General features: G+C 60.2%; 15 protein-coding genes and 1 pseudogene. 5 read left to right on the forward strand and 11 right to left on the reverse strand.

Annotated elements, in window-relative coordinates:
- Positions 1-95: 95 nt before the first annotated feature.
- Together GM79_RS23440 and deoC are read right to left on the reverse strand one after the other, a co-directional pair.
- Entirely contained in the window at positions 96-653 is a 558-nt protein-coding gene (locus GM79_RS23440) for a hypothetical protein (protein ID WP_152560126.1), read from the reverse strand.
- Positions 634-1,302: a deoxyribose-phosphate aldolase gene (gene deoC / locus GM79_RS21135; protein ID WP_035567790.1), complete on the reverse strand. Its 669-nt coding sequence runs from the start codon at positions 1,300-1,302 to the stop codon at positions 634-636. Before deoC ends, GM79_RS23440 begins: the two co-directional genes overlap by 20 nt.
- Positions 1,303-1,446: 144 nt before the next feature.
- On the opposite strand from deoC, the gene GM79_RS21140 reads away from it, so the two are divergent.
- A complete protein-coding gene (locus GM79_RS21140; RefSeq protein ID WP_035567792.1) occupies positions 1,447-1,887 on the forward strand; it encodes a hypothetical protein in 441 nt (146 codons plus the stop codon).
- Positions 1,888-1,896: 9 nt separating this feature from the next.
- Here the strand turns inward: GM79_RS21140 and GM79_RS21145 are convergent, their stop codons facing one another.
- The 7 genes and pseudogenes from GM79_RS21145 to GM79_RS26200 form a co-directional block, all read right to left on the reverse strand.
- Positions 1,897-3,654 (reverse strand): T9SS type A sorting domain-containing protein, encoded by a 1,758-nt coding sequence (locus tag GM79_RS21145; protein ID WP_035567808.1) that lies wholly within the window; start codon positions 3,652-3,654, stop codon positions 1,897-1,899.
- 123 nt (positions 3,655-3,777) lie between these two features.
- Complete coding sequence (gene secA, locus GM79_RS21150; RefSeq protein ID WP_035567947.1) at positions 3,778-7,188, reverse strand: preprotein translocase subunit SecA; 3,411 nt, start codon at positions 7,186-7,188, stop codon at positions 3,778-3,780.
- Between the two features lie 223 nt (positions 7,189-7,411).
- Complete coding sequence (gene glf / locus GM79_RS21155; protein WP_035567811.1) at positions 7,412-8,590, reverse strand: UDP-galactopyranose mutase; 1,179 nt, start codon at positions 8,588-8,590, stop codon at positions 7,412-7,414.
- A 144-nt stretch (positions 8,591-8,734) separates the two neighbouring features.
- The gene (locus tag GM79_RS21160) at positions 8,735-10,027 is read right to left on the reverse strand and encodes a glycosyltransferase family 1 protein (RefSeq protein WP_152560127.1); all 1,293 of its coding nucleotides are present in this window, start codon (positions 10,025-10,027) and stop codon (positions 8,735-8,737) included.
- Between the two features lie 176 nt (positions 10,028-10,203).
- A complete protein-coding gene (locus GM79_RS21165) occupies positions 10,204-10,719 on the reverse strand; it encodes a GNAT family N-acetyltransferase (RefSeq protein ID WP_035567813.1) in 516 nt (171 codons plus the stop codon).
- A gap of 63 nt (positions 10,720-10,782) precedes the next feature.
- Entirely contained in the window at positions 10,783-11,580 is a 798-nt protein-coding gene (gene dapF / locus GM79_RS21170; protein WP_035567815.1) for a diaminopimelate epimerase, read from the reverse strand.
- Between the two features lie 199 nt (positions 11,581-11,779).
- A pseudogene (locus tag GM79_RS26200) lies at positions 11,780-13,600 on the reverse strand (peptidoglycan D,D-transpeptidase FtsI family protein).
- A 164-nt stretch (positions 13,601-13,764) separates the two neighbouring features.
- On the opposite strand from GM79_RS26200, the gene GM79_RS21185 reads away from it, so the two are divergent.
- The 3 genes from GM79_RS21185 to GM79_RS21195 all read left to right on the forward strand — a co-directional run bounded on the left by GM79_RS21185 (position 13,765) and on the right by GM79_RS21195 (position 16,756).
- Positions 13,765-14,649, forward strand: a complete 885-nt coding sequence (locus tag GM79_RS21185) for a class I SAM-dependent methyltransferase (protein WP_035567822.1) — start codon at positions 13,765-13,767, stop codon at positions 14,647-14,649.
- A gap of 88 nt (positions 14,650-14,737) precedes the next feature.
- The gene (locus GM79_RS21190; RefSeq protein ID WP_035567824.1) at positions 14,738-15,682 is read left to right on the forward strand and encodes a hypothetical protein; all 945 of its coding nucleotides are present in this window, start codon (positions 14,738-14,740) and stop codon (positions 15,680-15,682) included.
- Positions 15,683-15,691: 9 nt separating this feature from the next.
- Positions 15,692-16,756, forward strand: coding sequence for an Ldh family oxidoreductase (locus GM79_RS21195; RefSeq protein ID WP_035567826.1), 1,065 nt, complete (start codon positions 15,692-15,694; stop codon positions 16,754-16,756).
- Between the two features lie 92 nt (positions 16,757-16,848).
- Here GM79_RS21195 and GM79_RS21200 read toward each other — a convergent pair whose 3' ends face one another.
- The gene (locus tag GM79_RS21200) at positions 16,849-17,655 is read right to left on the reverse strand and encodes a murein L,D-transpeptidase catalytic domain family protein (RefSeq protein WP_235184134.1); all 807 of its coding nucleotides are present in this window, start codon (positions 17,653-17,655) and stop codon (positions 16,849-16,851) included.
- Between the two features lie 202 nt (positions 17,656-17,857).
- On the reverse strand, positions 17,858-18,727 hold the full coding sequence (locus GM79_RS23445; protein WP_161787231.1) for a murein L,D-transpeptidase catalytic domain family protein: 870 nt from the start codon (positions 18,725-18,727) through the stop codon (positions 17,858-17,860).
- 294 nt (positions 18,728-19,021) lie between these two features.
- On the opposite strand from GM79_RS23445, the gene GM79_RS21210 reads away from it, so the two are divergent.
- Positions 19,022-21,415: a T9SS type A sorting domain-containing protein gene (locus GM79_RS21210; RefSeq protein WP_035567829.1), complete on the forward strand. Its 2,394-nt coding sequence runs from the start codon at positions 19,022-19,024 to the stop codon at positions 21,413-21,415.
- Positions 21,416-21,417: the final 2 nt, after the last annotated feature.

Consider the following 21,417-nt stretch of genomic DNA (forward strand, 5'->3'; position numbering starts at 1 on the left):
GCCCACTGTTACCAACCGTACGATGGTGTAGCGTAATATCAGCACAATCGTCCACAAAATCCGTAAAATCCGCCGTTAATCCGACGAATCCGTGATTAGGGGTTCTTGTTCAGCAGCACTTGCGTTGCTTCCAGCTCCAGCTTGGGCGAAAGGCCTCGTAGCTTGGATAAGCCGCGGGCGGCCTCCAGCTTGGTGAGGTAGTCGCCGATATAGAGGCGGTAAACCGGCGATTTGAACGTGATATAATCGGTTTCGTCGGGGTAGCGTTCGATGATGGACCGACGAATGGCCATCACCTGGTCACGCTCGATGCCGAGGTACACCAGAATGCGGTAGCCCTGGGCATATTTCACGTTCTGGTTGGTGTAGGCCTGGTCGCGCAGGCGCTGTTCTACCTGGACATTTACGTGGTTGGTGGGCGCGGGCGCGGCTTTGGCGGCAATGCCGGAGCTGGTCGGCGCCGCTTTGGGTGCCGCGAATACGGGACGGTATTTGGTTACGTCCTCGGCCGGCATGGTGGGCGGGGCGGTTGTGGTCTTTTTGGCGGTATCGGCTGCCGTGCTGGTGCGCGGCGCCTGAGAGGCCGTACTGGCGCAGGCCGCGAACGTCAGCGCCAGGGAGGCCAGTAGCATCTTAGGCAGCAGTAGTTTCATCGGTTGTGGTAATCATGGTCACACTATAAGACGAGCCAATGCGGTCGGCGCCAGCGGCCACCAGAACCTCGGCGGCGGCGCGGGTGCGGATGCCCCCGGCGGCTTTGATGCGCACGGTTTCGGGCAGCACGCGCCGCATCAGCGCCATGTCGGCCACCGAGGCGCCGCGGCTGGCAAAGCCGGTGGAGGTTTTCACGAAGTCGGCCTCCCCGGCTACGCACAGCTGGCAGGCCAGCGCTATTTCGGCCTCGGTGAGCAGGGCAGTTTCAATAATGACTTTCAGCAACGCCTGGTGCACATGGCACAAGTCGGCCAGGTTCAGAATTTCGGCCTGAATGGCCTCGGTCTTGCCCGACTTCAGGGCCGAAATATTGATAACCATGTCCAGCTCGGTGGCGCCGTTGTAGAGCGCCACTTCCGCTTCCTTAAACTTGACACTGGAAGCCGAATACCCCAACGGAAACCCGATAACGGTGCAAATGCCCACGCCTGATTCGGCCAGCTTTTCGGCGGCCAACGCCACGTAGCACGGCGGCACGCACACCGTGGCAAAGCCGTGGGCAGCGGCTTCTTCGCAAAGCTGAATGATTTCCGCCTCCGTGCAGTCGGGGCGCAGCAGGGTGTGGTCTATTCGGGCGGCAAGAGTCATGGGGCAAAGGTAGCGGGGAATGCTTCGCTCCGAAGGGATGCAGCGCCTGCCGCCTGAACCTTTAGCCCCTTGCAGCACTTGCCGACGAGCGAAGGCTTACGTTTGACCCTGCCGCGCCGGTTTTTATTATTTCAGCTGCTTTGTATGAACGACGTTTTCTCGGATGTGTTTGCCCTCTCCTACGAGCATTCTCCCAACCTGCTGGTGGGCCGCTGGCTCCGCGACGTTGCCGACCGCAGCCTTTACCCCCCGCAGGAAGAGCTGCTGAGCGCCGCCCTGCAAAACAACCGCTGCCGGTTCTGGCTGCTCGACATGCGCACCCAGCGGGCGTATTCGCCGGTGCTGCTGGATTGGCTGGACTCGTTACTGACGCAGCAGGTGGTGTCGGTGCTGGGCTCGCCGGTGTTCATCGCCTGCGTGGCCGAGAAGATTCACCAAGCCGAAATCGAAGGCATTGGTACCGAAACGCTGCTCCGTCAACAGGCCCAGCACGAGTTTTACCCTTACTTCTTCAACGATGAAGCCGCCGCCCGCGAATGGCTGGCCGACAGCCAGGACTACGAACATCGCCCACCCCAGCGCTGAGCTGATTCATTACCGAACCACTACTAGGCGCTGCGTAGTTGTGGTACTGCCCGCTTGCACACACACAATGTAGACACCCGGCCTAAATGTACTCAGGTCAAGGACGGTACGAGCGTAGGGCGTAGCTGATTGGGTGCGCAACGTCTGACCCAGCGCATCGAGTAATGTAACGGTGGCCATGGTGGCACCGCCCGTAGCGGGCACCCATACGTTTGCATAGCCACTGGCTGGATTAGGATAAATGTGCAACATAGTCTTCGCATTTACATTCGCCAGGTCCGGGTCGTCAAGTCCGGCCAGAAATGGTTGCGAGGAACCTGGACCGCTAAGGGAATAGCTGCCAAAATTAGTAGGAACGGATACCCCGCCGGCAGCATATAACCCGCCGTTGTTAATAGCCAGTCCGCCGATATAACGAATATCTCCTCCTTCGCTCTGTTGGGCCCAGTTCCAATCTGGGCCTGTTGTGGCATCGGTTAGCTTGACTACAAAGCAATTTCGTTGCAGAAAGGGCCTGACATTGGTCAAAGTGGTACTGCCAAAGACCAGGCTTGCACTAGTAAAAGTGCCGGCCAAGTAAAGCGTACTGCCCTTCACTGCCAAGCTGTAGGCCGTTTCGTCGCCTGAGCCTCGGGGCTGCATGGCCCAGGCAAAAGCAGCCGTGCTGCCGGCGTCGTCGAGTCGCGCCACAAAAGCATCGGACCTGGAACTAGCGATGCCGCTTGAGTTTTGCAAAGTAGTGGCGCCGAAGTGCGCTGTGGAACCGGAATAATTACCGGCCACATATACCATTGTTTCCTTCGCTATCAATGCGTGAACAAAAGAGTATAAGTTATCGCCGGCTTGCTGAGCCCATATAAAGCTGCTGCTGCTACCGGCATCGTTCAGCTTAGCAATGAATAGCTGCCCCTGATTGGGATATGCAATGGTGACGCTCCCGATTTGTACCGCCGCATAATCGAACCGCCCGGCCACGTATACAGCAGTTCCGTTTACGGCGAGTGCGGTTGCCTCGGCCTGCTCAGTTGTACTAATTGGCTGGGCCCATACAAACCGACCAGTACTGCCATCGTCGGTAAGTTTGGTCACAAAACCGTTTGAACCTAACGTTGGATTAGAACGTGTGCCGGAATTTATCAAACTAATGGTGCCTGCCATAAACCGGGGGCTCTCAAACTTACCCGCTACGTACACGTCCGAACCTCGTACAGCCAAGGCCAGCGCACCGTCGTTGTCCACACCACCGGCCCGTTGTGCCCATACACAGCGACTAGTCGGACCCGCGTCGGTGAACTTAGCGACGAAAGCATCTGTCCCGCCGGCGCTAATAAGGGAGTTGCTTCCAAAAGCAATTCCGGACCCTTGTGCCCCATTGCTAAAACTGCCGGCGATATAAATATTCTTACCAACTACTGCTATTGCAGTCGCATGGTCGTAACCTGCTCCACCTACCTGTTGTACCCACACAAATTTTTGCGTCACCGTATTCCACCGCGCCAGGAACACATCTCTGTAACCTGCACTGCGCAAGGTGATAGTGCCAAAACTAACTTGGCTCTCAAACATCCCGGTCAAGTATAAGTCATCCCCGTCGCTAGTTGCTAAGGCACTCACCACGGAGAACCCGGAGTATCCTCCGTCAGTGGGCATGGTTATGGCCATCTTCCAAGCTGGTGCCTGCGCAAATACAAATGGACCACGGCAGAACAGCACGAGCAGCATAGCCAACTGCCAGCCAAGCAGCGGGGTATAGAAACGGTATTTCATATGGGAAACTCAGCAAACGTAGGTAGATGCATAAATGCAGGGCAGAAACCAAAGCTGCCAGCCTAAAGTTAAAACGCCCCGACCAACCGGCCGGGACGCTTCCGTTACTATCGAGGACAACACCTAATCCACCAACACCGCCCGGCCGCTCTCCACGTCCTGCTCTACGGACTTGTACTTCACGTCGCGCTTCACGGAGCCGTCCATGTACTGCACGTTCACTTTGTCGTTGCGGTTGGCCAATTTCTGGCTGCGCACGGGCACCTGCTTCTCGGCCGCCTGCGGGGCCTGGTAGTCGGGACCAAAATCCTCGGGGCCGGCACCGAGGGAGTCGAGGTTGTTCTCGTGCTCCACGGTGAAGTTGGTTTGCTGCTCCTCGTTTTCGAGGTAGTAATCCTGCTCCTCGTTGGTACCCACCATGTCTTGCTGCACCGGCACGTCGGCGTGAAAGAGGAAGGAGGTGGTTTCCTCGTTCACCTTACCAATCATGCGTTTGAACAGCTCGAAGCTCTCGAACTTGTAAACCAACAGCGGGTCTTTCTGCTCGTACACTGCGTTTTGCACCACCTGCTTCAGGTCGTCCATCTGGCGCAGGTGCTGGGTCCAGGCCGTGTCAATCACGCTCAGCACCACCACTTTTTCCATCTGGCGGAGGATGTCGTGGCCGCCGGTGGCCTGGGCACGCTTCAGGTTGGCAATGGCTTGCACCTGCTTCTTACCATCGGTGAAGGGCACGGCAATGTTTTCGTAGGGCGAATTCTGGCTGAGCAAGTCGTTCACCAGTGGCAGCGAGTTCGTAGCAATGTGCTCGTTCTTGCTCTGGAAGTAGCCCAAGGCTTCTTCGTACAGCTTTTGCGTGAGTGCGGCCAGTTGCAGGCTGGTCAAATCCGACGCCTTGAGGTAGGTATCATAGCCGAACACCTTGATGACGGCTAGCTTGAAACTCTCGAAGTCGCCCGTGATTTTGTGGCCGCCGGCGATGTCCTCGCTCACGTCGTAAATCATGTTGAGGATGTCCACTTCCATGCGGTCGCCGTGCAGGGCGTTGCGGCGGCGCTTGTACACCACTTCGCGCTGGGCATTCATCACGTCGTCGTACTCCAACAGGCGCTTACGGGTGCCGAAGTTGTTCTCCTCCACCTTCTTCTGGGCGCGCTCAATGGAGTTGGTAATCATCGAGTGCTGAATCACTTCGCCCTCTTCCATGCCCATGCGGTCCATGAGCTTGGCAATCCGGTCCGAGCCGAACAGGCGCATCAGGTTATCCTCCAGACTCACGAAAAACTGCGAGGTACCGGGGTCGCCCTGGCGGCCGGCGCGGCCCCGCAGCTGGCGGTCGACGCGGCGGCTTTCGTGGCGCTCCGTGCCGATGATGGCCAGACCACCCGAAGCCTTCGAGGTTTCGCGCAGCTTAATGTCGGTGCCGCGGCCGGCCATGTTGGTGGCAATGGTAACGGTGCCGGGGAAACCCGCGCCGGCCACAATCTCAGCCTCGCGCTGGTTCTGCTTGGCATTCAGCACCTGGTGTTGGATGCCACGCAGCTTGAGCATGCGCGACATTAGCTCCGAAATTTCTACCGAAGTGGTGCCCACGAGCACGGGGCGGCCGGCTTCCACCAGCTTCTGGATTTCCAGAGCTACGGCGTTGTACTTCTCACGCACCGTCTTGTACACCTGGTCGTCGGAGTCTTTGCGCGAAATCACCCGGTTGGTGGGAATCACCACCACGTCGAGCTTATAGATTTCCCAGAACTCGCCGGCTTCGGTTTCGGCCGTACCAGTCATGCCGCACAGCTTGTGGTACATGCGGAAATAGTTCTGCAGCGTCACCGTGGCGTAGGTCTGGGTGGCGTCTTCCACGCGCACATTTTCCTTGGCCTCAATGGCCTGGTGCAGGCCATCGGAGTAGCGGCGGCCTTCCATCACGCGGCCAGTCTGCTCGTCCACAATCTTCACCTTGCCGTCGTCGCTCAGGATGTACTGGTCGTCCTTCTCAAACAGCGTGTAGGCTTTCAGCAATTGGTTTACGGTGTGCACCCGCTCGCTTTTCTCGTTGTAGTCGCTCATCAGCTTGTCCTTTTGCTGGAGCTTCTCTTCGGCCGAAAGCGTGGCGTTTTTTTCAATATCCGCCACGGCCATCCCGATATCGGGCATGATGAACAGCTGCGGGTCTTCGCCCTGGGCCGTAATCAGGTCGATGCCTTTCTCGGTCAGCTCAATCTGGTTGTTCTTCTCGTCAATGGTGAAGAACAGCGTTTCATCAGCCTTGGGCATCTGGCGCGAGTTGTCGGCCAGGTAATGGCTTTCCGTGGCCAGCAGCACGGCCCGAATGCCAGGCTCCGAGAGGTACTTGATGAGCGGCTTGCTCTTGGGCAGGCCGCGGTGGGCGCGGAACAGCATCAGGCCGCCCTCGCCGTTTTTGTCGCCGGGCTCGGCGCCGGTTTTGCCAGCCGCAATCTGCTTGCGGGCTTCTACCAGGTAGGCTTGCACCACTTTTTTCTGCTCGTCCACAATGCGCTGAATGCGCGGCTTGAGCTGGTAGAATTCGTGCACGTCGCCGCGGGGCACCGGGCCGGAGATGATGAGCGGCGTCCGGGCATCGTCAATCAGCACGGAGTCCACTTCGTCCACCATCGCGAAGTGGTGCTTACGCTGCACCAGCTCCTCGGGGTCCCGCGCCATGTTGTCGCGCAGGTAGTCGAAGCCAAATTCGTTGTTGGTGCCGTAGGTAATGTCGGCCTGGTAGGCGGCGCGGCGCTCCTGCGTGTTGGGCTGGTGCTTGTCGATGCAGTCTACCGTAATACCGTGAAACTCGAACAGCGGCGCGTTCCATTCGGAGTCGCGCTTGGCCAGGTAGTCGTTCACCGTCACCAGGTGCACGCCGCGCTTCGACAAGGCATTTAGGAACGAGGGCAGGGTCGAAACCAGCGTTTTGCCTTCGCCCGTGGCCATTTCCGAAATCTTGCCCTGGTGCAATACCACGCCGCCAATGAGCTGCACGTCGTAATGCACCATGTCCCAGGTGATTTCAGCGCCGCCGGCGAGCCATTTGTTGGCCCAAGTTGCCTGGTCGCCCTGAATGGTGACATTGCCCTTGCGGCTAGCATATTCGCGGTCGTAGTCGGTAGCGGTGACCACCAGCTGGCCGTTTTCCTTGTAGCGGCGGGCGGTTTCCTTCACAATGGCGAAGGCCACCGGCAGCACCTCCAACAGCACGGCTTCGAGGTCTTTGTTGCGCTGCTTTTCCAGGGCGTCAATCTGCTCGAACAGCACTTCTTTCTGCGCCACATCCAGCTGCAGCTGGGTATCAATCTGCTGGTGCAAGCCGGCAATCTGACCGTCGAGGCCAGCGAGGTGCTCGGCAATACGGGCGCGCACCAGATTGGTCTGCTCGCGCAGCTGGTCGTCGGTCAAGCCGGCCAGTTTAGCGTACTCGGCATTAATCAGCGCCACGTAGGGCACGATTTCCTTTAAATCGCGCTCCGACTTGGAGCCAAATATCTTGGCGACGGTCTTGCCTAGGAATTCAAACATTAGGTAGTCTTTTAGCGAATAAGCGCCGTGGCGCACCTCAAATTTACGGAGCGTTCCGCTAAAACCGTCCCAAAACAAAAAGCCCCGCCAAAATGGCGGAGCTCTGGGGTGTGGTAAGCTTTAACTGGCACCGCAGGGTCGGTATGTTTAGTGGCGACTACAATCAGAGCGTACGAACGCCGGTACTCGCTGCGCTCGTCGCAAACTGAAGCTTACGGCGCAGCTACTCCTGCTGCGGCGAGCGGCTTATCAGCTTCTCTACCAGCGCAGTGCTGCCCGAAATAACCGGCAATACCGGCTTGGACGCATTTTCCTTTTCCGTCAGCCTCTTGTAAAGCGTCAGGGCCTGCGCCACTACCTGGTCCATGTTGTAATACTTGTAGGTGGCGAGGCGGCCCACGAAGTGTACGCCCGGCGTTTCGTCAGCCAGCTTCTTATACTTGTTGTACAGCTCGGCGTTTTCGGGCATCGGAATGGGGTAATACGGGTCGCCCTCGGCCTGCGGGTACTCATATACGAGGGCCGTTTTGGGGTGCTCCTGCCCGGTGAGGGCCTTGAACTCGGTGATGCGCGTGTAGAGGTTATCGTTGGGGTAGTTCACGACGGGAGCAGCGAGGTGCTTCTCCTTATTCAGCGTTTCGTGCCGAAACTCGAGTGAGCGGTAGGGCAGCTTGCCAAACTGGAAGTCGAAATACTCGTCCACGGGCCCGGTGAAAATCATTTCCTTGAAAGGAATGAAATTCATGATTTCGTGGTAGTCCGTGTTCAGCATCACCTTGATATTCGGGTGGTTGAGCATGTTCTCAAACATCCGGGTGTAGCCGTGCAGGGGCATGGCCTGGTAGGTGTCGGTGAAGTAGCGGTCGTCGCGATTGGTGCGGGTGGGCACGCGGCTGGTCACCGACTTATCGAGTTGTGAGGGGTCGAGGCCCCACTGCTTGTTGGTGTAGTTCTTGAAGAATTTGTTGTAAAGCTCGCGGCCTACTTTGCTCACTACTACGTCTTCCGAGGTACGAATAACGTCGACTGGCTCGGCAACGGAGGCGAAGAATTCTTCCACCTCGAAGCTGGTCAGGCTCAGGCCGTAGAGCTTGTTGATAGTATCGAGGTTGATGGGCATCGGCACGTGCTGGCCATCTACCGAAGCCAGTACGCGGTGCTCGTAGGGCCGCCAGTCGGTGAAGTTACCGAGGTACTCAAACACGTCCTTCGAGTTGGTGTGAAAGATGTGCGGGCCGTACTTGTGCACCAGAATACCATCCTCGTTGTAATGGTCGTAGGCGTTGCCGGCAATGTGGCTGCGCTTGTCAATTACGAGGACTTTTTTGTTGCTACGGGTGGCCAGCCGCTCGGCCAGCACGCTGCCGGCAAAACCGGCCCCAACAATGAGATAATCAAACATAGCGCGTGGGGTAAAGAAAGAAGTAAGAGATGAAAGCGTTTGGGGGAGCAGCTAGTGCATAGTCGGAAGTCGGAAGTTGGACGCGGGCAGGCCTTTCGCAGTGTTTGCCTGAATACCCGGTTACCTTATGCTGATTACTGTAAATCAGCTGATTGGAGGCAGCGTAACCTCCGATACTTTGGTGGGCATCAGGGGTGCACCGGCGGCGGTGGTAGAAGCATCGGGCTTTTTGGCCCTCAAGCGGTCCTGCATCAGGGCTACCATTTGCTGCCAGGTCTGGTCCCAAGAGATGGTGGCCAGGTAATCATCGGTGCGCTGACGCCAGTCCGCATCGTCGCGCTGGGTGAGGGCCTGCTCAATGGCCCGGCCAAAATCGACGGCGTTATCGGCAATGTGCACCAGCTTAAGGTCGCCATACGGGCGCACCACGTCGCGAATGGGGGTGCTCACCACGGGGTTGCCGGCGGCCAGGTATTCGGGCGTTTTAGTAGGCGAAATAAACTTGGTGCTTTCGTTGTCAGCGAACAGCAGCGTCGCCACATCCCAACCCTTTAAATAGGCTGGTAGTTCCTTGTAATCTTTCCCGCCGAGGTAGTGCACGTTGGTGGTGCGCGGCAGGGTGGCGGGGTCAATTTTCACCACCGGCCCGATGATTACAAACTGCCACTCCGAATGGTTTTGGGAAAGCTCCCGCAGCAGCTCAATATCGAGCCGCTCATCGACCACGCCGAAGAAACCAATGCGCGGGTGCGGGATTGTGGCCTGGTCGGCGGGCTCGGCCATGGGGCCGCGCGCCTGCCCAAAGTGGGCCTTGTCGATGCTGCTCGGAAAAGGGTGCGCGTCGGGGTGCTGCTCGCGCTTGGCTTCGTAGAGCGTGTGGCCGCCGGTGAACACGAGGTCGGCTTTCTGAAACAACTCCTGCTCGCGCTTTTTGAGTTCGGGCGGGGCAAATTTGAAGGCGGCCAACTCGTCCATGCAATCGTACACGGTGAGCTTGGGCGCAAACTGGCGCGACTTGCCCAACGCCATCGGCGTGTAGTACCAGAACAGGTAGTTGGTAACGCTCTGTTCCGCAAAATAGCGGCTCAGAACCTCAAACTGGGCTTGGTCGGCGGCAGCTTCATCGGCCCGCAGGCGGTGGGGCAAGTGCACCACCACCACTTTCACGCCGTTGTCACGGGGCTTTATTTCGACGTGTGGCTCCACCAGGTCGTCGTTGTGGTAGAAAGCATCTTCGACGTAAAAAACCCGGCCGTGCTGCGCGAAGCGCGACAGCAAATGCTGCGGCCGCTGCCACACGAAGTCCCAATGCAAATGCGCGAAGCACACGAGGTCGGGCAGGGTATTAGAGGTAGAAGTTTCGGCGGCAGAATCGCTGGGCCGGGCAGCGGTGGCAGAGGCACGCACAAGTGCATCCACCGTCGAAGAAGGGGACATCAAGAATAGCAGGAATAGGGGGATTTCGCGCCGCGCCGTAGGATGCTCTGCCTACGCGGCCGGGACGCTTGCTACCCTATACGAAGGCTCCGCGCCAAAGGATATAGCTCAGCTTACTTTACTAAAGCCTCGGCAATTCCTCACGTAATCAGCATGATATAAACCTACTGATATCTTCAAATACTAGCTGAATCACCTAAAAGGCACTGCCATTCCACGGCATCCTGCCAGCCGGCAGCGGTGCGCAGCCATGCCTTCCGGGTGCCCACCTGCCGAAAACCAGCCGCTTCAAAAAGCCTCATACTAGGCAGGTTATCGGTGCCTACGGTGGCATAAATCTGGTGCAGACGCAGGGCATTTCGGGCGTGGTTTTTCAACCATTCCAGCGCCCGCCGGGCGTAGCCGTTTTCGCGCTCATTAGCCAGAATAGTGATGCCAACGCCGGCCCGCTGGTGCAGCGGGTCGAGGTCGAACAGGTCGACGACACCCACGGCCGGGCCACTAATCTCAGTAGTAATCACGAGCCGCAGCTGCCGCACTACGTAGAAATCCGCGGTGGCGTGCGCGAGGTATTCACGCAGGGCGTGCCGCGAAACGGGAGCCAGCGTATCGGACACGCCCCAGATAGCCGGGTCGTTTTCGAGGGCGTAGAGAAATTCGAGGTCGTCGGGTTCGAGGGCGCGCAGGTGCATGATGAGCTGTGGACGGCTTGGAAGCAGTGGTGGCAGACTTTTCTATTGGTAAAGCCTGCTTGCCTAGATTTCGCCGCCAAACACCCGCACAGCCGGCCCGCTCAGCCACACGTTGGCGAAACCACCATTGGGGTGCTGCTCAAAAGCAACTTCCAGCTCCCCGCCGGGCGTGCTGAGCCGTACCGGCGAGGTAGCCCCGCGTTGCGAAGCCGCCAGGGCCACGGCCGTCACGCCCGTGCCGCAGCTCAGGGTTTCGTCTTCCACGCCCCGCTCGTAGGTGCGCACGGGCCAGGGCTGGCCGGGGTCGGCGGGTACTTCCACGAAGTTTACATTGGTGCCGGCGGGGGCATAAGCGGAATGGCGGCGAATGGCCTGGCCGGTGGCGAAGACGTTGAAACCGGCCAGCGTGGGCGCCTCCGCGGGGTCAAGAAAGTGGACGTGGTGGGGCGAGCCGGTGTGCAAAAAGACGTCGTGCCCGCCGGTTTCGGCGGACTGCGGGGCGGCGGCATCCTGCATTTTCAGGCGCACGGTCCCGTCGGCGTCGACGCGGGCATCATGCGGGCCGTCCACAGCCAGGAAACGGGCTTCGCTTGCAATGATGCCCAAGTCTTTGGCAAAAGCCACGAGGCAGCGCCCGCCGTTGCCACACATGGAGCTAGGGCGGCCGTCGGCATTGAAATACACCATCTCAAAGTCGAAATCGGGCTTGTTGCGCAACAGAATCAGGCCATCGGCTCCAATACCAAAACGGCGGTGGCAAAGGCGCGCAACCAGCTCCTGGTCGGCCTCATCGAAGGCTTGGGCGCGGTCATCAATGATGATGAAATCATTGCCGGTACCCTGGTACTTGTGGAATTGCATGGCGCGGTTGTACTGGGCGGGCCGTAGTTGACGGCCTGCTGAAAAGCAAAGCTAGGTAATGAGCCAATAGCTTTCAGCCAGTAGCTGGGACGTAGCTTCCCTGGGCACTTATCCTATTTTGAATCTGCCTCCGCTATTCTGGCCTGCTGTTCAATTCGTCTGTCCGCCCCCAAATGCAGCCCAACTGCCTCTCCGGTCGCTACTCCTGCAAACGACTCCGACGTTTAATGCGGGCCTCCCAGCGCTTGCGGCTGGGCGCGATGCTGCCACGCAGGTACTTTTCGATGACCATAACGGCACACGGCGCGGCGGCAGTAGCCCCGAAGCCCGCGTTTTCGAGGTACACGGCTACGGCAATGCGCGGGTCGTTGGCCGGGGCGAAACCGAGGAAGGTGGCGTGGTCGTCGCCCTCGTCGTTTTGCACGGTGCCGGTTTTGCCCGCCACGGCGATGCCTACGTCGGCCAGGCTGGAGGTTTCGGCGGTGCCGCCGCGCTGCATCACGGCCAGCATACCGGGTATCAGGGCTTCAAAATGCACGCTATCGACGAGGGTGTGGTGCTTTTCGGTGAAGCGCGGCAGCGGGCCGTCGTCGCCCACACTGCGCGCAAAATGCGGGGTGTAGTACCAGCCTCGATTGGCCACGATGGCCGCCATATTAGCCATTTGCAGGCCCGTAAGGTTGATTTCGCCCTGGCCCACACTCAGGGAGTAAATGGAGCGGTAGGTCCAGCGCCTGGTGCGGCGGGCCTTGTCGTAATAGGCGGCGGTGGGCAGGAAACCGGGACTTTCGCGGGGCAGGTCCACGCCCAGCAGCGAATCGAGCCCAAACGAGCGGACGTAGCGCCGCCAGGCGTTGAGGTTGGCGTGGCGGGCGGCCACGGTGTCGGCCTGCAGGCTGTCGGGCACGTGGTCGATAAGGGCGCGCATTACTTGGTAGAAATACGGATTGCAGCTGTATTACAGGCCCATGGTCAGATTCTTGGCCCGCGGGTGGTAATGCACGCAGCTGATAAGCGTCTGGTCGCAGCGGAACGAGGCGTTGGGCGCGATGGCACCCAATTGCAGCGCCACGGCCGCGTTCACGAGCTTGAATACCGAGCCGGGCGGGTTGGCCAGCATGGCGGGGCGGTTGATGAGCGGCATGTCTTCGTGTTGCAACAGCTTGGCCCGGGCGCCAGCCTGGTCGGGCGCGGTGATGGTGCCGGCCGGGTACGTGGGGCCCGACACGGCGCACAGAATTTCGCCGGTGCGCGGGTCCAGGGCCACCAGGTAGCCTTTGCGGCCGCCCAGCAGACTTTCAGCGTAGGCCTGCAATTTCACGTCGAGGGCCAGGTGCAGGTCCTGGCCCTGCTGGAAGGTGGTATCGGCGGCCCAGGTACCGTGCTGCTGCCCCGCCGAATCCACGAGCGGGTGCAAAAAGCCCTGGCGCCCATTTAGCAAACCGTTGTAGTAGGTTTCGACCCCGCCATTGCGCAAGCGGTAGAAACGCCCGCGCCGGTAGCGCGCAGCCTGTCTCAAAAATGCCTGGGCGTTGGCATTGGTGTAGCCCAGCACGGGCGCCCCCACAGGCGTGGTGTAGGCGCGGCCCGGCCGCTCGGCGAGGGTAAGGGCGGGCCATTCGGAACGATGGCGGCGCACACGAGCGGCTTCGGCACTGGTCAGAAGCAGGTGCACCGGATAGCCGGCAGGGGCTTCTTCGTAAGGCAGGGCGGCGGCAATGCGCTTTTTGGTGGCCACCGGGCCCCAGCCCAGCAGTCGGCCCAGGGCAACGGTATCAAGCGGGGCGCGGCGCGGCAAACTCAGCACAAACTGCGGGCGGGTGGCCACCAGCACGGAATCGTTGCCGTCGAGCACGCGGCCCCGCCGGGGCACTTCCGATACTTCGCGGCGCGGGGTGAGGGGTCCGGTGGTGGAATCTGGCACCAGCACTTCGGGCTGTTGGGCCGGCGACGAGCAGGCATTCAGCAGCAGCCCACAGGCGAGGAGACCGATTTTCCAAGGAGCAAGAACCATTGACATCTGCTAAAGCTAGGCGGGAAACATCGGGGCAGCCGGTATTATTCGATAAACCAGCCTGACCCTATGCTGATTGCTGCGCTATACGGCCCCAAACTTTAAACGGTGCCGGCTAAGCGCCGGCCCCATCGGCCCTGCCGGACATGGCCCCTACCTTTGCACCTTCTATGTACGATTTCCTCACCACCTCTCCCTGGCCCGACTACGAGCTCATCGACTGCGGCAACTTTCAGAAGCTGGAACGTTTCGGCAAGTACGTGTTGGCCCGGCCCGAGCCCCAGGCCATCTGGGACCCGCATCTGCCCCTGAAAGAATGGGGACGGGCCGACGCCGCCTTCGCCCGCGCCCCCGGCAGCACCGAAAAGGGCCAGTGGCGCCTCAAGCCCGACATGCCCGAGCAGTGGGTGATTGGCTACGAGCGGCCCGACGGCCTGAAGCTGAAGTTTCGGCTGGGTTTGTCCTCGTTCAAGCACGTGGGCCTGTTTCCGGAGCAGGACCCGAACTGGCAGTTCATTTATAACCAGACGCGCCTGCGCCGGGCCAAGCTGCCGCGCGTGCTCAACCTGTTTGCCTACACGGGCGCGGCCACGCTGGCCGCCCGCGCCGCCGGTGCCGACGTTACGCACCTCGATTCGGTGAAGCAGGTGAACTTCTGGGCCCGCGACAACATGGAAGCCAGCCAGCTCGACGGCGTGCGCTGGCTGGTGGAAGATGCCATGAAGTACGTGCGGCGCGAAGTGAAGCGCGGCAGCAAGTACCAGGGCCTCATCCTCGACCCGCCCGCCTACGGCCGCGGCCCCAACGGCGAAAAGTGGCAGCTCGAAGACGAGTTGAATGAACTGCTCAAGCTCAGCCAGCAGCTACTGGACCCGGAAGACCATTTCTTCGTGGTGAACTTGTACTCCCTGGGCTTCTCGGCCCTGATTCTGGACAACCTGACGACGGCCATTTTCCCCGGCCCGAAAGCGGTGCGGGAGTTGGGCGAAATTTACCTGCACGATGCCGGCCAGCGCAAGCTGCCGCTAGGCACCTTCTGCCGGTTTGCAGTGTGAGGTAAGCTTTAGCTTACCGTCCGTTATTTACTCCTTATTTCCGTACGTCCCGCCGCCTCCTATCCGGCAAGCCAAAGCTTACCTCACTATGCACGCCCATCGCCGCCTCGCACTCATTGATTTGGGCACCAATACCTTCCACCTGCTCATTGTGGAGATGCCCACCCAGCCCGGCGAAAAGCCCGTAACCCTGCTGCGTACCAAAGCCGGCGTGCGCCTGGGCGAGGGCGGCATCAGCCAGGGCATCATCGCGCCCGAAGCTTACGCCCGTGCCCTGCACACGCTAGCAGGCTTTAAGGAGGAAATTGAGCTGCACGAAGTGACCGAAACGCGCGCCACGGCCACCAGCGCCATGCGCGTAACCAGCAACGGCCCGGACCTGGTGCGCGACATTTTCGCCCAAACCGGCATTCAGGTCGACGTTATTGCCGGCGAGCGGGAGGCGGAGCTGATTTGCGCCGGCGTACGCCAAGCCGTAGCGCTGGGCTCGGAGCCGAACCTGATTATGGACATCGGCGGCGGCTCCGTGGAATTTATTGTTGCCACGCAAACCACCATTTTCTGGAAGCAGAGCTTTGAAATCGGAGCCCAGCGCCTGCTCGACCGGTTTTTTCCGGACCCGAGCGGCATTTTTCCGGCCGCAGCCGTCGCGGCCGAGCAGGAGTACCTGCGCGCCGCACTCGACCCGCTGCTCGAAGCCGTGCAGCGCTACAAGCCCGTGGGCCTGGTCGGCGCCTCGGGCAGCTTCGACAGCCTGGCCGACATGCAGCTGGGCCGGCTGCGCACCGAATCCGAGCTGCCTCCTTACACGGAGCTGCTCGTGAGCAGCTTCCAGGCCAGCTACCGACACCTGCTGAGTGGCAACCACGAGCAACGAGCGGCTTTGCCCGGCATCCTGCCCATGCGGGCCAATATGCTGGTAGTGGCCGCAGTACTCATCGACTTCGTGCTGGGCATTTCTGAAATCACCCGCATCCGCACCTCAGCCTTCGCCCTTAAAGAAGGCTTGCTGGCGGAAATGCTCGCCGCTTAATCTCCTCCAATGACGTTTTCCTATAACCAGCTTTTCACCTTCACCGAGGCCGTTTTTCGCAGCATTGGCTGCCCCGAAGATGATGCCACGCTGGCCACCGAAACCCTGCTCGCAGCCGACCTCCGCGGCATCGACTCGCACGGCGTGGCCCGGCTGGTGGGCTACGTGCGCCTCTGGGAAGCGGGCCGCATCAACCCCACTCCCAGGGTGGGCGTGACCTACGAAACGCCCAGCACGGCCGTAGTGGACGGCGACGGCGGCCTGGGCCTCGTGGTGGGCCCCAAAGCCATGCGCGTGGCCATCGAAAAAGCCCGCCTGGTAGGCACCGGCTGGGTTTCGGTGAAGAACTCCAACCATTTCGGCATAGCCGGCTACCACGCCATGCTGGCCTTGGCCCACGACATGATAGGCGTGGCCATGACCAACGCCTCGCCCCTGGTGGCGCCCACCCACTCGCTCGACCGCCTGCTGGGCACCAACCCCATTGCCGTGGCCGTGCCCGCCGGCGAGCAGCCCGATTTTGTGGCCGACCTGGCCACCACCACCGCCGCCAACGGCAAGCTGGAAATTGCCCAGCGCAAGCAGCTGCCCGTGCCCGAAGGCTGGGTGCAGAACGCCGACGGCAGCCCCTCAACCGATGCCAACGCGGTGAAAAATGGCGGCGCCCTGCTGCCGCTGGGCGGCGCCACGGGCTCGCACAAGGGTTACGCCCTGGGCGCGGTGGTTGATATCTTTTCGGCGGTGCTTTCGGGGGCCAACTACGGGCCGTGGGTTCCGCCGTTTGTGGCGTTCCTGCAGCCCCCTACCGACCCGGTGGGGCAGGGCCTGGGCCATTTTTTCGGGGCCATGCGCGTCGATGCATTTCGGCCTGCCGACGAGTTCAAGGCGCACATGGATAATTGGATTACCACTTTCCGCAACGCGCACGCCATGGAGGGCAAAAAAATTCTTATTCCTGGCGACCCGGAGCGAGAAATGGCCGCCGTGCGCCTACTCGGTGGTATTCCGCTGCTGGATGCGGTAATAAAGGATTTGGAAAGCGTCGGGCAGAAATTTGGCGTGAAACTACAGTAAGACACCCCTGCAAACTGCTAAAGCCAGCTAATAAAAAAAGGCCCTTTCTGGAATTCCAGAACGGGCCTTTTCTATTTCATTGGGCTAGTTTTCTAGCTGTGAGTAGCGGTTGCTGAAGCCGTGGACACCAGCGCGGTGAGAGCGGCTTCCTGGTTTAGATATTTAGAGTCGTAGCCGGCGTTGGACTTGTTGATGAACAAGCAGGTGCCACCGTTCACGGCTTCGATAATTTCGTCCTTCAAATCCATTGGCAACGCGGGGCAACCGAGGCTGCGGCCCAGGCGACCGTTCTGCTTAATGAAAGCCTCACTAACGTAATCGGCGCCGTGCATCACCACCGAGCGGGCGGAAGCATTGGTATTGAAGCCTTCATCGAGACCTTCAAGGCGCAGGCTACGGCCGTGCTTGCCCTGGTACTCGTTGCTGGTGGCATAGAAACCCAGGCTACTCATGTTGCTCTGGTCGGTGTTGGAAAAGTTGGTGGCTTCGTTTTCACCGGAGTTGTGGCCGTGGGCCACGAGGGTGTGGAACTTGGTTTCGTTGGTAGCCAAATCGAAAACCCAGAGCCGCTTCTCGGTAGAAGGCAGGTCGAAGTCCACCACCGTCAGCAGCTGCTTGTCGTTGGCCAACTGGCCCGCCTCGCGCAGGTTGAGGTAACCAGTTATGGCCTTGGCGAAGGTTTCAAACTTGAGGCCCTGCTGCTCGGCACCCAACGCGTTGTAAGTAGCACGCAGCTTGGTATCGAACACGTTCGTGGGCGAAGCTGCCATACCGGACGTACTCATCTGATAACCAGTGCTACCGGCTACCGATTTGGCCACGGGCATTGCAATGGGAGTAGCCAGAAACAACGCCGCCAGAAAAGGCAAAACGCGACGTGTCACACGGGTTCGCATCATCTTGCGTTTACGCTGAATTACGCTGGTCTGGTACATATTTCCTGGAGTTAGCGGGTGAGGCAGGCCAAACCAATGGTTTGACTTGTAACTATTGGCTTGCCGCCTTATACGTAGTTCGCAGTCCGGCGGCTGCTTTGTAAACGGCTCTTTGGCCCGAATGATTCATTGGCCTGGTTTGGGAGCAGGGGTGCGGCCCGAAAAATTACTCCCAGCCACGAGCCAGAAAACGCTTGCCAGCGGCGGCGCCATCGAGCCAGCGTGAGGCCAGCCCCGGCCCACTGATGAGCAGCATGCTGCCCACTCGTACTGAGGCAATTATTTCTTTGTACTGCTCGGGTGGCAGCGCGGGACAGCCGCGACTATAGCCCAAACGGCCGTGCTGCGCAATGTATCTGGGGCTGGCGTAGTCGGCGGCGTGTAGCACCACGTAGCGGTCGAAGGCATTGGCATTCTGGCCCTTGTCGAGGCCCTCAATGCGGCGCGAATAGCCGTGAATACCGTCGTAGGTGCCAGCCGTGCGGTAGAAACCTAGCGAGGTGCAGGCCGATTTTTCCTGGTTGGAGAAGCGCGTGGCCCGCAGCCGGCCCGAACCTTCGCCGTGGGCCACCAAGCTGTGGTGCAGCACTTGGCCGGCGCGCAGGTCCAGCACCCACAGGCGGGGAGTGGTATTGGGCAGGTCCATATCAGCCACGGCCAGCAGGCCGGCGCGCTCAATGCGGCCGGTGGGGTGCAGGGTGAGGTAGCCCACGCAGGCTTGCTCCAGCACCTCGGGGCGCAGGCTGGCGGCCTGAGGGCCCAGGGCGGCATGCAGGTGCCGGATTGCCTGGCGCAAAGTATCGGGCACATCGGGCAGGGCCGACACCGGCGTGAGAGCCAGCGAGTCGGGGACAACCGCAGCAATAGCAGCTACCGGAACCACCGCACTGGCCGCCAGCAGCGGCCCCGCAATCGGCGCCTCATCAGCCCGCAGCTGGCAGCCCGCCACCAGGAGCAGGCCCAATATGTAACCCCGCGAAACAATGCTTGCAAACAGCGTGTCGAAAGCCGCTTCTGTTCTTTTTGACTTGGGCATAATCTTAAAGGTACTGCCGAAAGCATGTTGCCCAACCCTCGTGTGCGGCGCGGCGCATGCCATCGTCCCTGCCACCCGCTAGGTTGGCCGCCACCCACCGCTCCCCGGCGTAGCCCGGTTTAGTCTGAATGAAAAATACAATTTTTATCCAGCCTTCAAAACAGCGTGACGTTGCAATTTCAATGATTATAATTACCTTAACAAGCTAATTGAGTGCATAAACTACTTATTGCTTTCAATTCTTCGCAAACTTGCACGCTTCTTTTTTTCACCTTAAAACCCAATTCCCACGCCATGATGCACTTTTCCTCGTATTTCAGTCACCGCAAACGATTCCGGTGGACTGCGCTGCTAATCTTTCTTTCGTTATTTTCAGTAAATCAGCAGGTTAAAGCCCAGCAGGTTGTATTGCAGGGCTTTTGGTGGGACTACTGGAACACCAACTACCCCAATGGCTGGGCCAACTACATTGCCGACCTCGCTCCGCGCCTCAAAGCCATAGGTATCGACGCGGTATGGATGCCGCCGAGCATAAAAAACAGCAACCAGGGCAACGGCTATTCGCCCTTCGATAACTACGACTTGGGCGATAAGTACCAGAAGGGCTTTCTGGCCACCCGCGTGGGCAACAAGGACGAGTTGCTGCGCGGCGTGGCCATTCTGCACGCCAACGGCATCGATGTGGTGCAGGACATTGTGCTGAACCACAACGACGGCGCGGGCTCGGCCAGCGGCGGTGGCGGACAGGACCCGTCCGCCTGGGAAGATGGCACCACCAGCAAATACAAGAACTTTCGCTACGTGAGCTATACGAAGGCGGCCACCGACGAAACTGCTGCCAACTACCTGGCCCGCAACGGCCGCTTCTCCAAAAACTGGCAGAACTTTAACCCCAACCCCGGTAACAATTCCACCAGCGGCGACCTCAATTCCATCCTCTTCGGCCCCGACATCAGCTACTACAACGGCTCCTACGGCCAAAGCTCCAACGCCACCTTCAACCCGACCCAAAGCGCCGACTACATGCGCAACGGCAACCGCGACTGGCTGGTATGGTACAAGAAGCAGGTGGGTTTCGACGGCGTCCGCGTTGACGCCGTGAAGCACTTTCCAGCTTTTGCCATGGAAGACTTCCTCTATAACCTGCAAAGCAACGCCGGCTGGGCCAACGGCGGTGCTACCATGTACGCCGTGGGCGAATGGGTGGGCGGCGCCGGCCAGCTCGACCAGTGGTGCACCGATGTGCAGAACCGCGCCGGCACCTTCGACTTCGGATTCCGCGAGGGCCTCTACGGCATCGTGAGCGGCGGTGGCAACTTCAACATCGGCACGCTGCCGGGCTACCAGCAGGGCACCCGCACAGTGCTCACCAACGGTACATACGTGCACCGCACAGTGCCTTTTGTGAACAACCACGACACCTTCCGGCCCCAGGTAAGCAGCACCGGCAACTACACCGGCTGGAATTCCGGCTCGGAGCTGGCCCCGCACATCGACCCGTTCGACCCGCGCCTGTCGGCCGCCTACGCCGCCGCGCTGGCGTTTGATGGTTCGCCCCAGATTTTCTTCGAAGACTTGTTCAACATTGGCAATACGGGCAAGCGCTACTCGCACAGCCCCAAAAGCACCGTGGATTTGCCCGTACGCTCCGACCTCGAAAACCTGATTTGGTGCCACCAGAACCTGAAATTCAAGCAGGGTGCTTACAAAGTGCGCTGGCAGGCCGCCGACCACCTCGTGATTGAGCGCAGCACCAAGGCCATTATCGGCATCAACGACAACTTCAGCACCTGGCAGAACAGCACCGTGAGCTGCGACTTCGCGCCCGGCACCGTACTCAAGGACTACTCCGGTGCCAACGGCACGTCCACCGTCACGGTGAGTGGCTCGCAAACGGTGGTTATCAACACGCCGCCCTGCAACGGCACGGCCGCTGGCGGACGCCGCGGCTACTCGGTGTGGGCGCCCACCAACGCCGTCACCGGCTACGTGAAAACGCCCCGCACCACCACCCAGGAATGGGAACTGGCCGACGACCTCGGCGACAAGGACAGCCGCTCGTTGGGCCAGGGCGGCCAGCTGCCGGCTGCTTCCACAGCCGTGCGTAAGGCCGGCCGCATCTACGTGGCGTCGGGCAAAGCCATTTCCTACGTACTCTACCCCACCGACGCCACCCGCAGCCTCACGGTTTCGATAGCAAACAGCGCCGGCACCGTGGTGAGCACCCGCACCGGCACGGGCAACCTCACCGGTTCCTACACCACTACGGCCGAGGGCTGGTACACGCTGCGCGCCAACAACGCTTCTACGGCCAACCCTGCGCAGCGCTGCTTCATCAAAGCTACCTACATGCCTCCCGCGGTGGTAACCGGCGCCATGACCGGCCGCCGCGACGCTAACACCGACGCGCCCGCCGCCGCCCTGCAGGCCGCGCTGAGCACCGACCTGAGCGTGTACCCCAACCCGACGTCTTCCGACCGCATCGACGTGGTGCTGCAATCGGAGCTGCAGCAAACCGCCACCATTCGCCTGCACGACCTCACCGGCCGGCTGGTGCACGAAGAAACCGTGCGCCTTAACCCCGGCTCGAACGAGGTGCGCCTGGGCGTGAAGCGCCAGCTGGCAGCTGGCATGTACCAACTGTCGGTGCCGGAGTTCCGGCTCAGCCGCAAGCTCGCGCTGCGGTAAGC

It is taken from the genome of Hymenobacter sp. IS2118 (assembly GCF_000715495.1).
Classification (GTDB): domain Bacteria; phylum Bacteroidota; class Bacteroidia; order Cytophagales; family Hymenobacteraceae; genus Hymenobacter.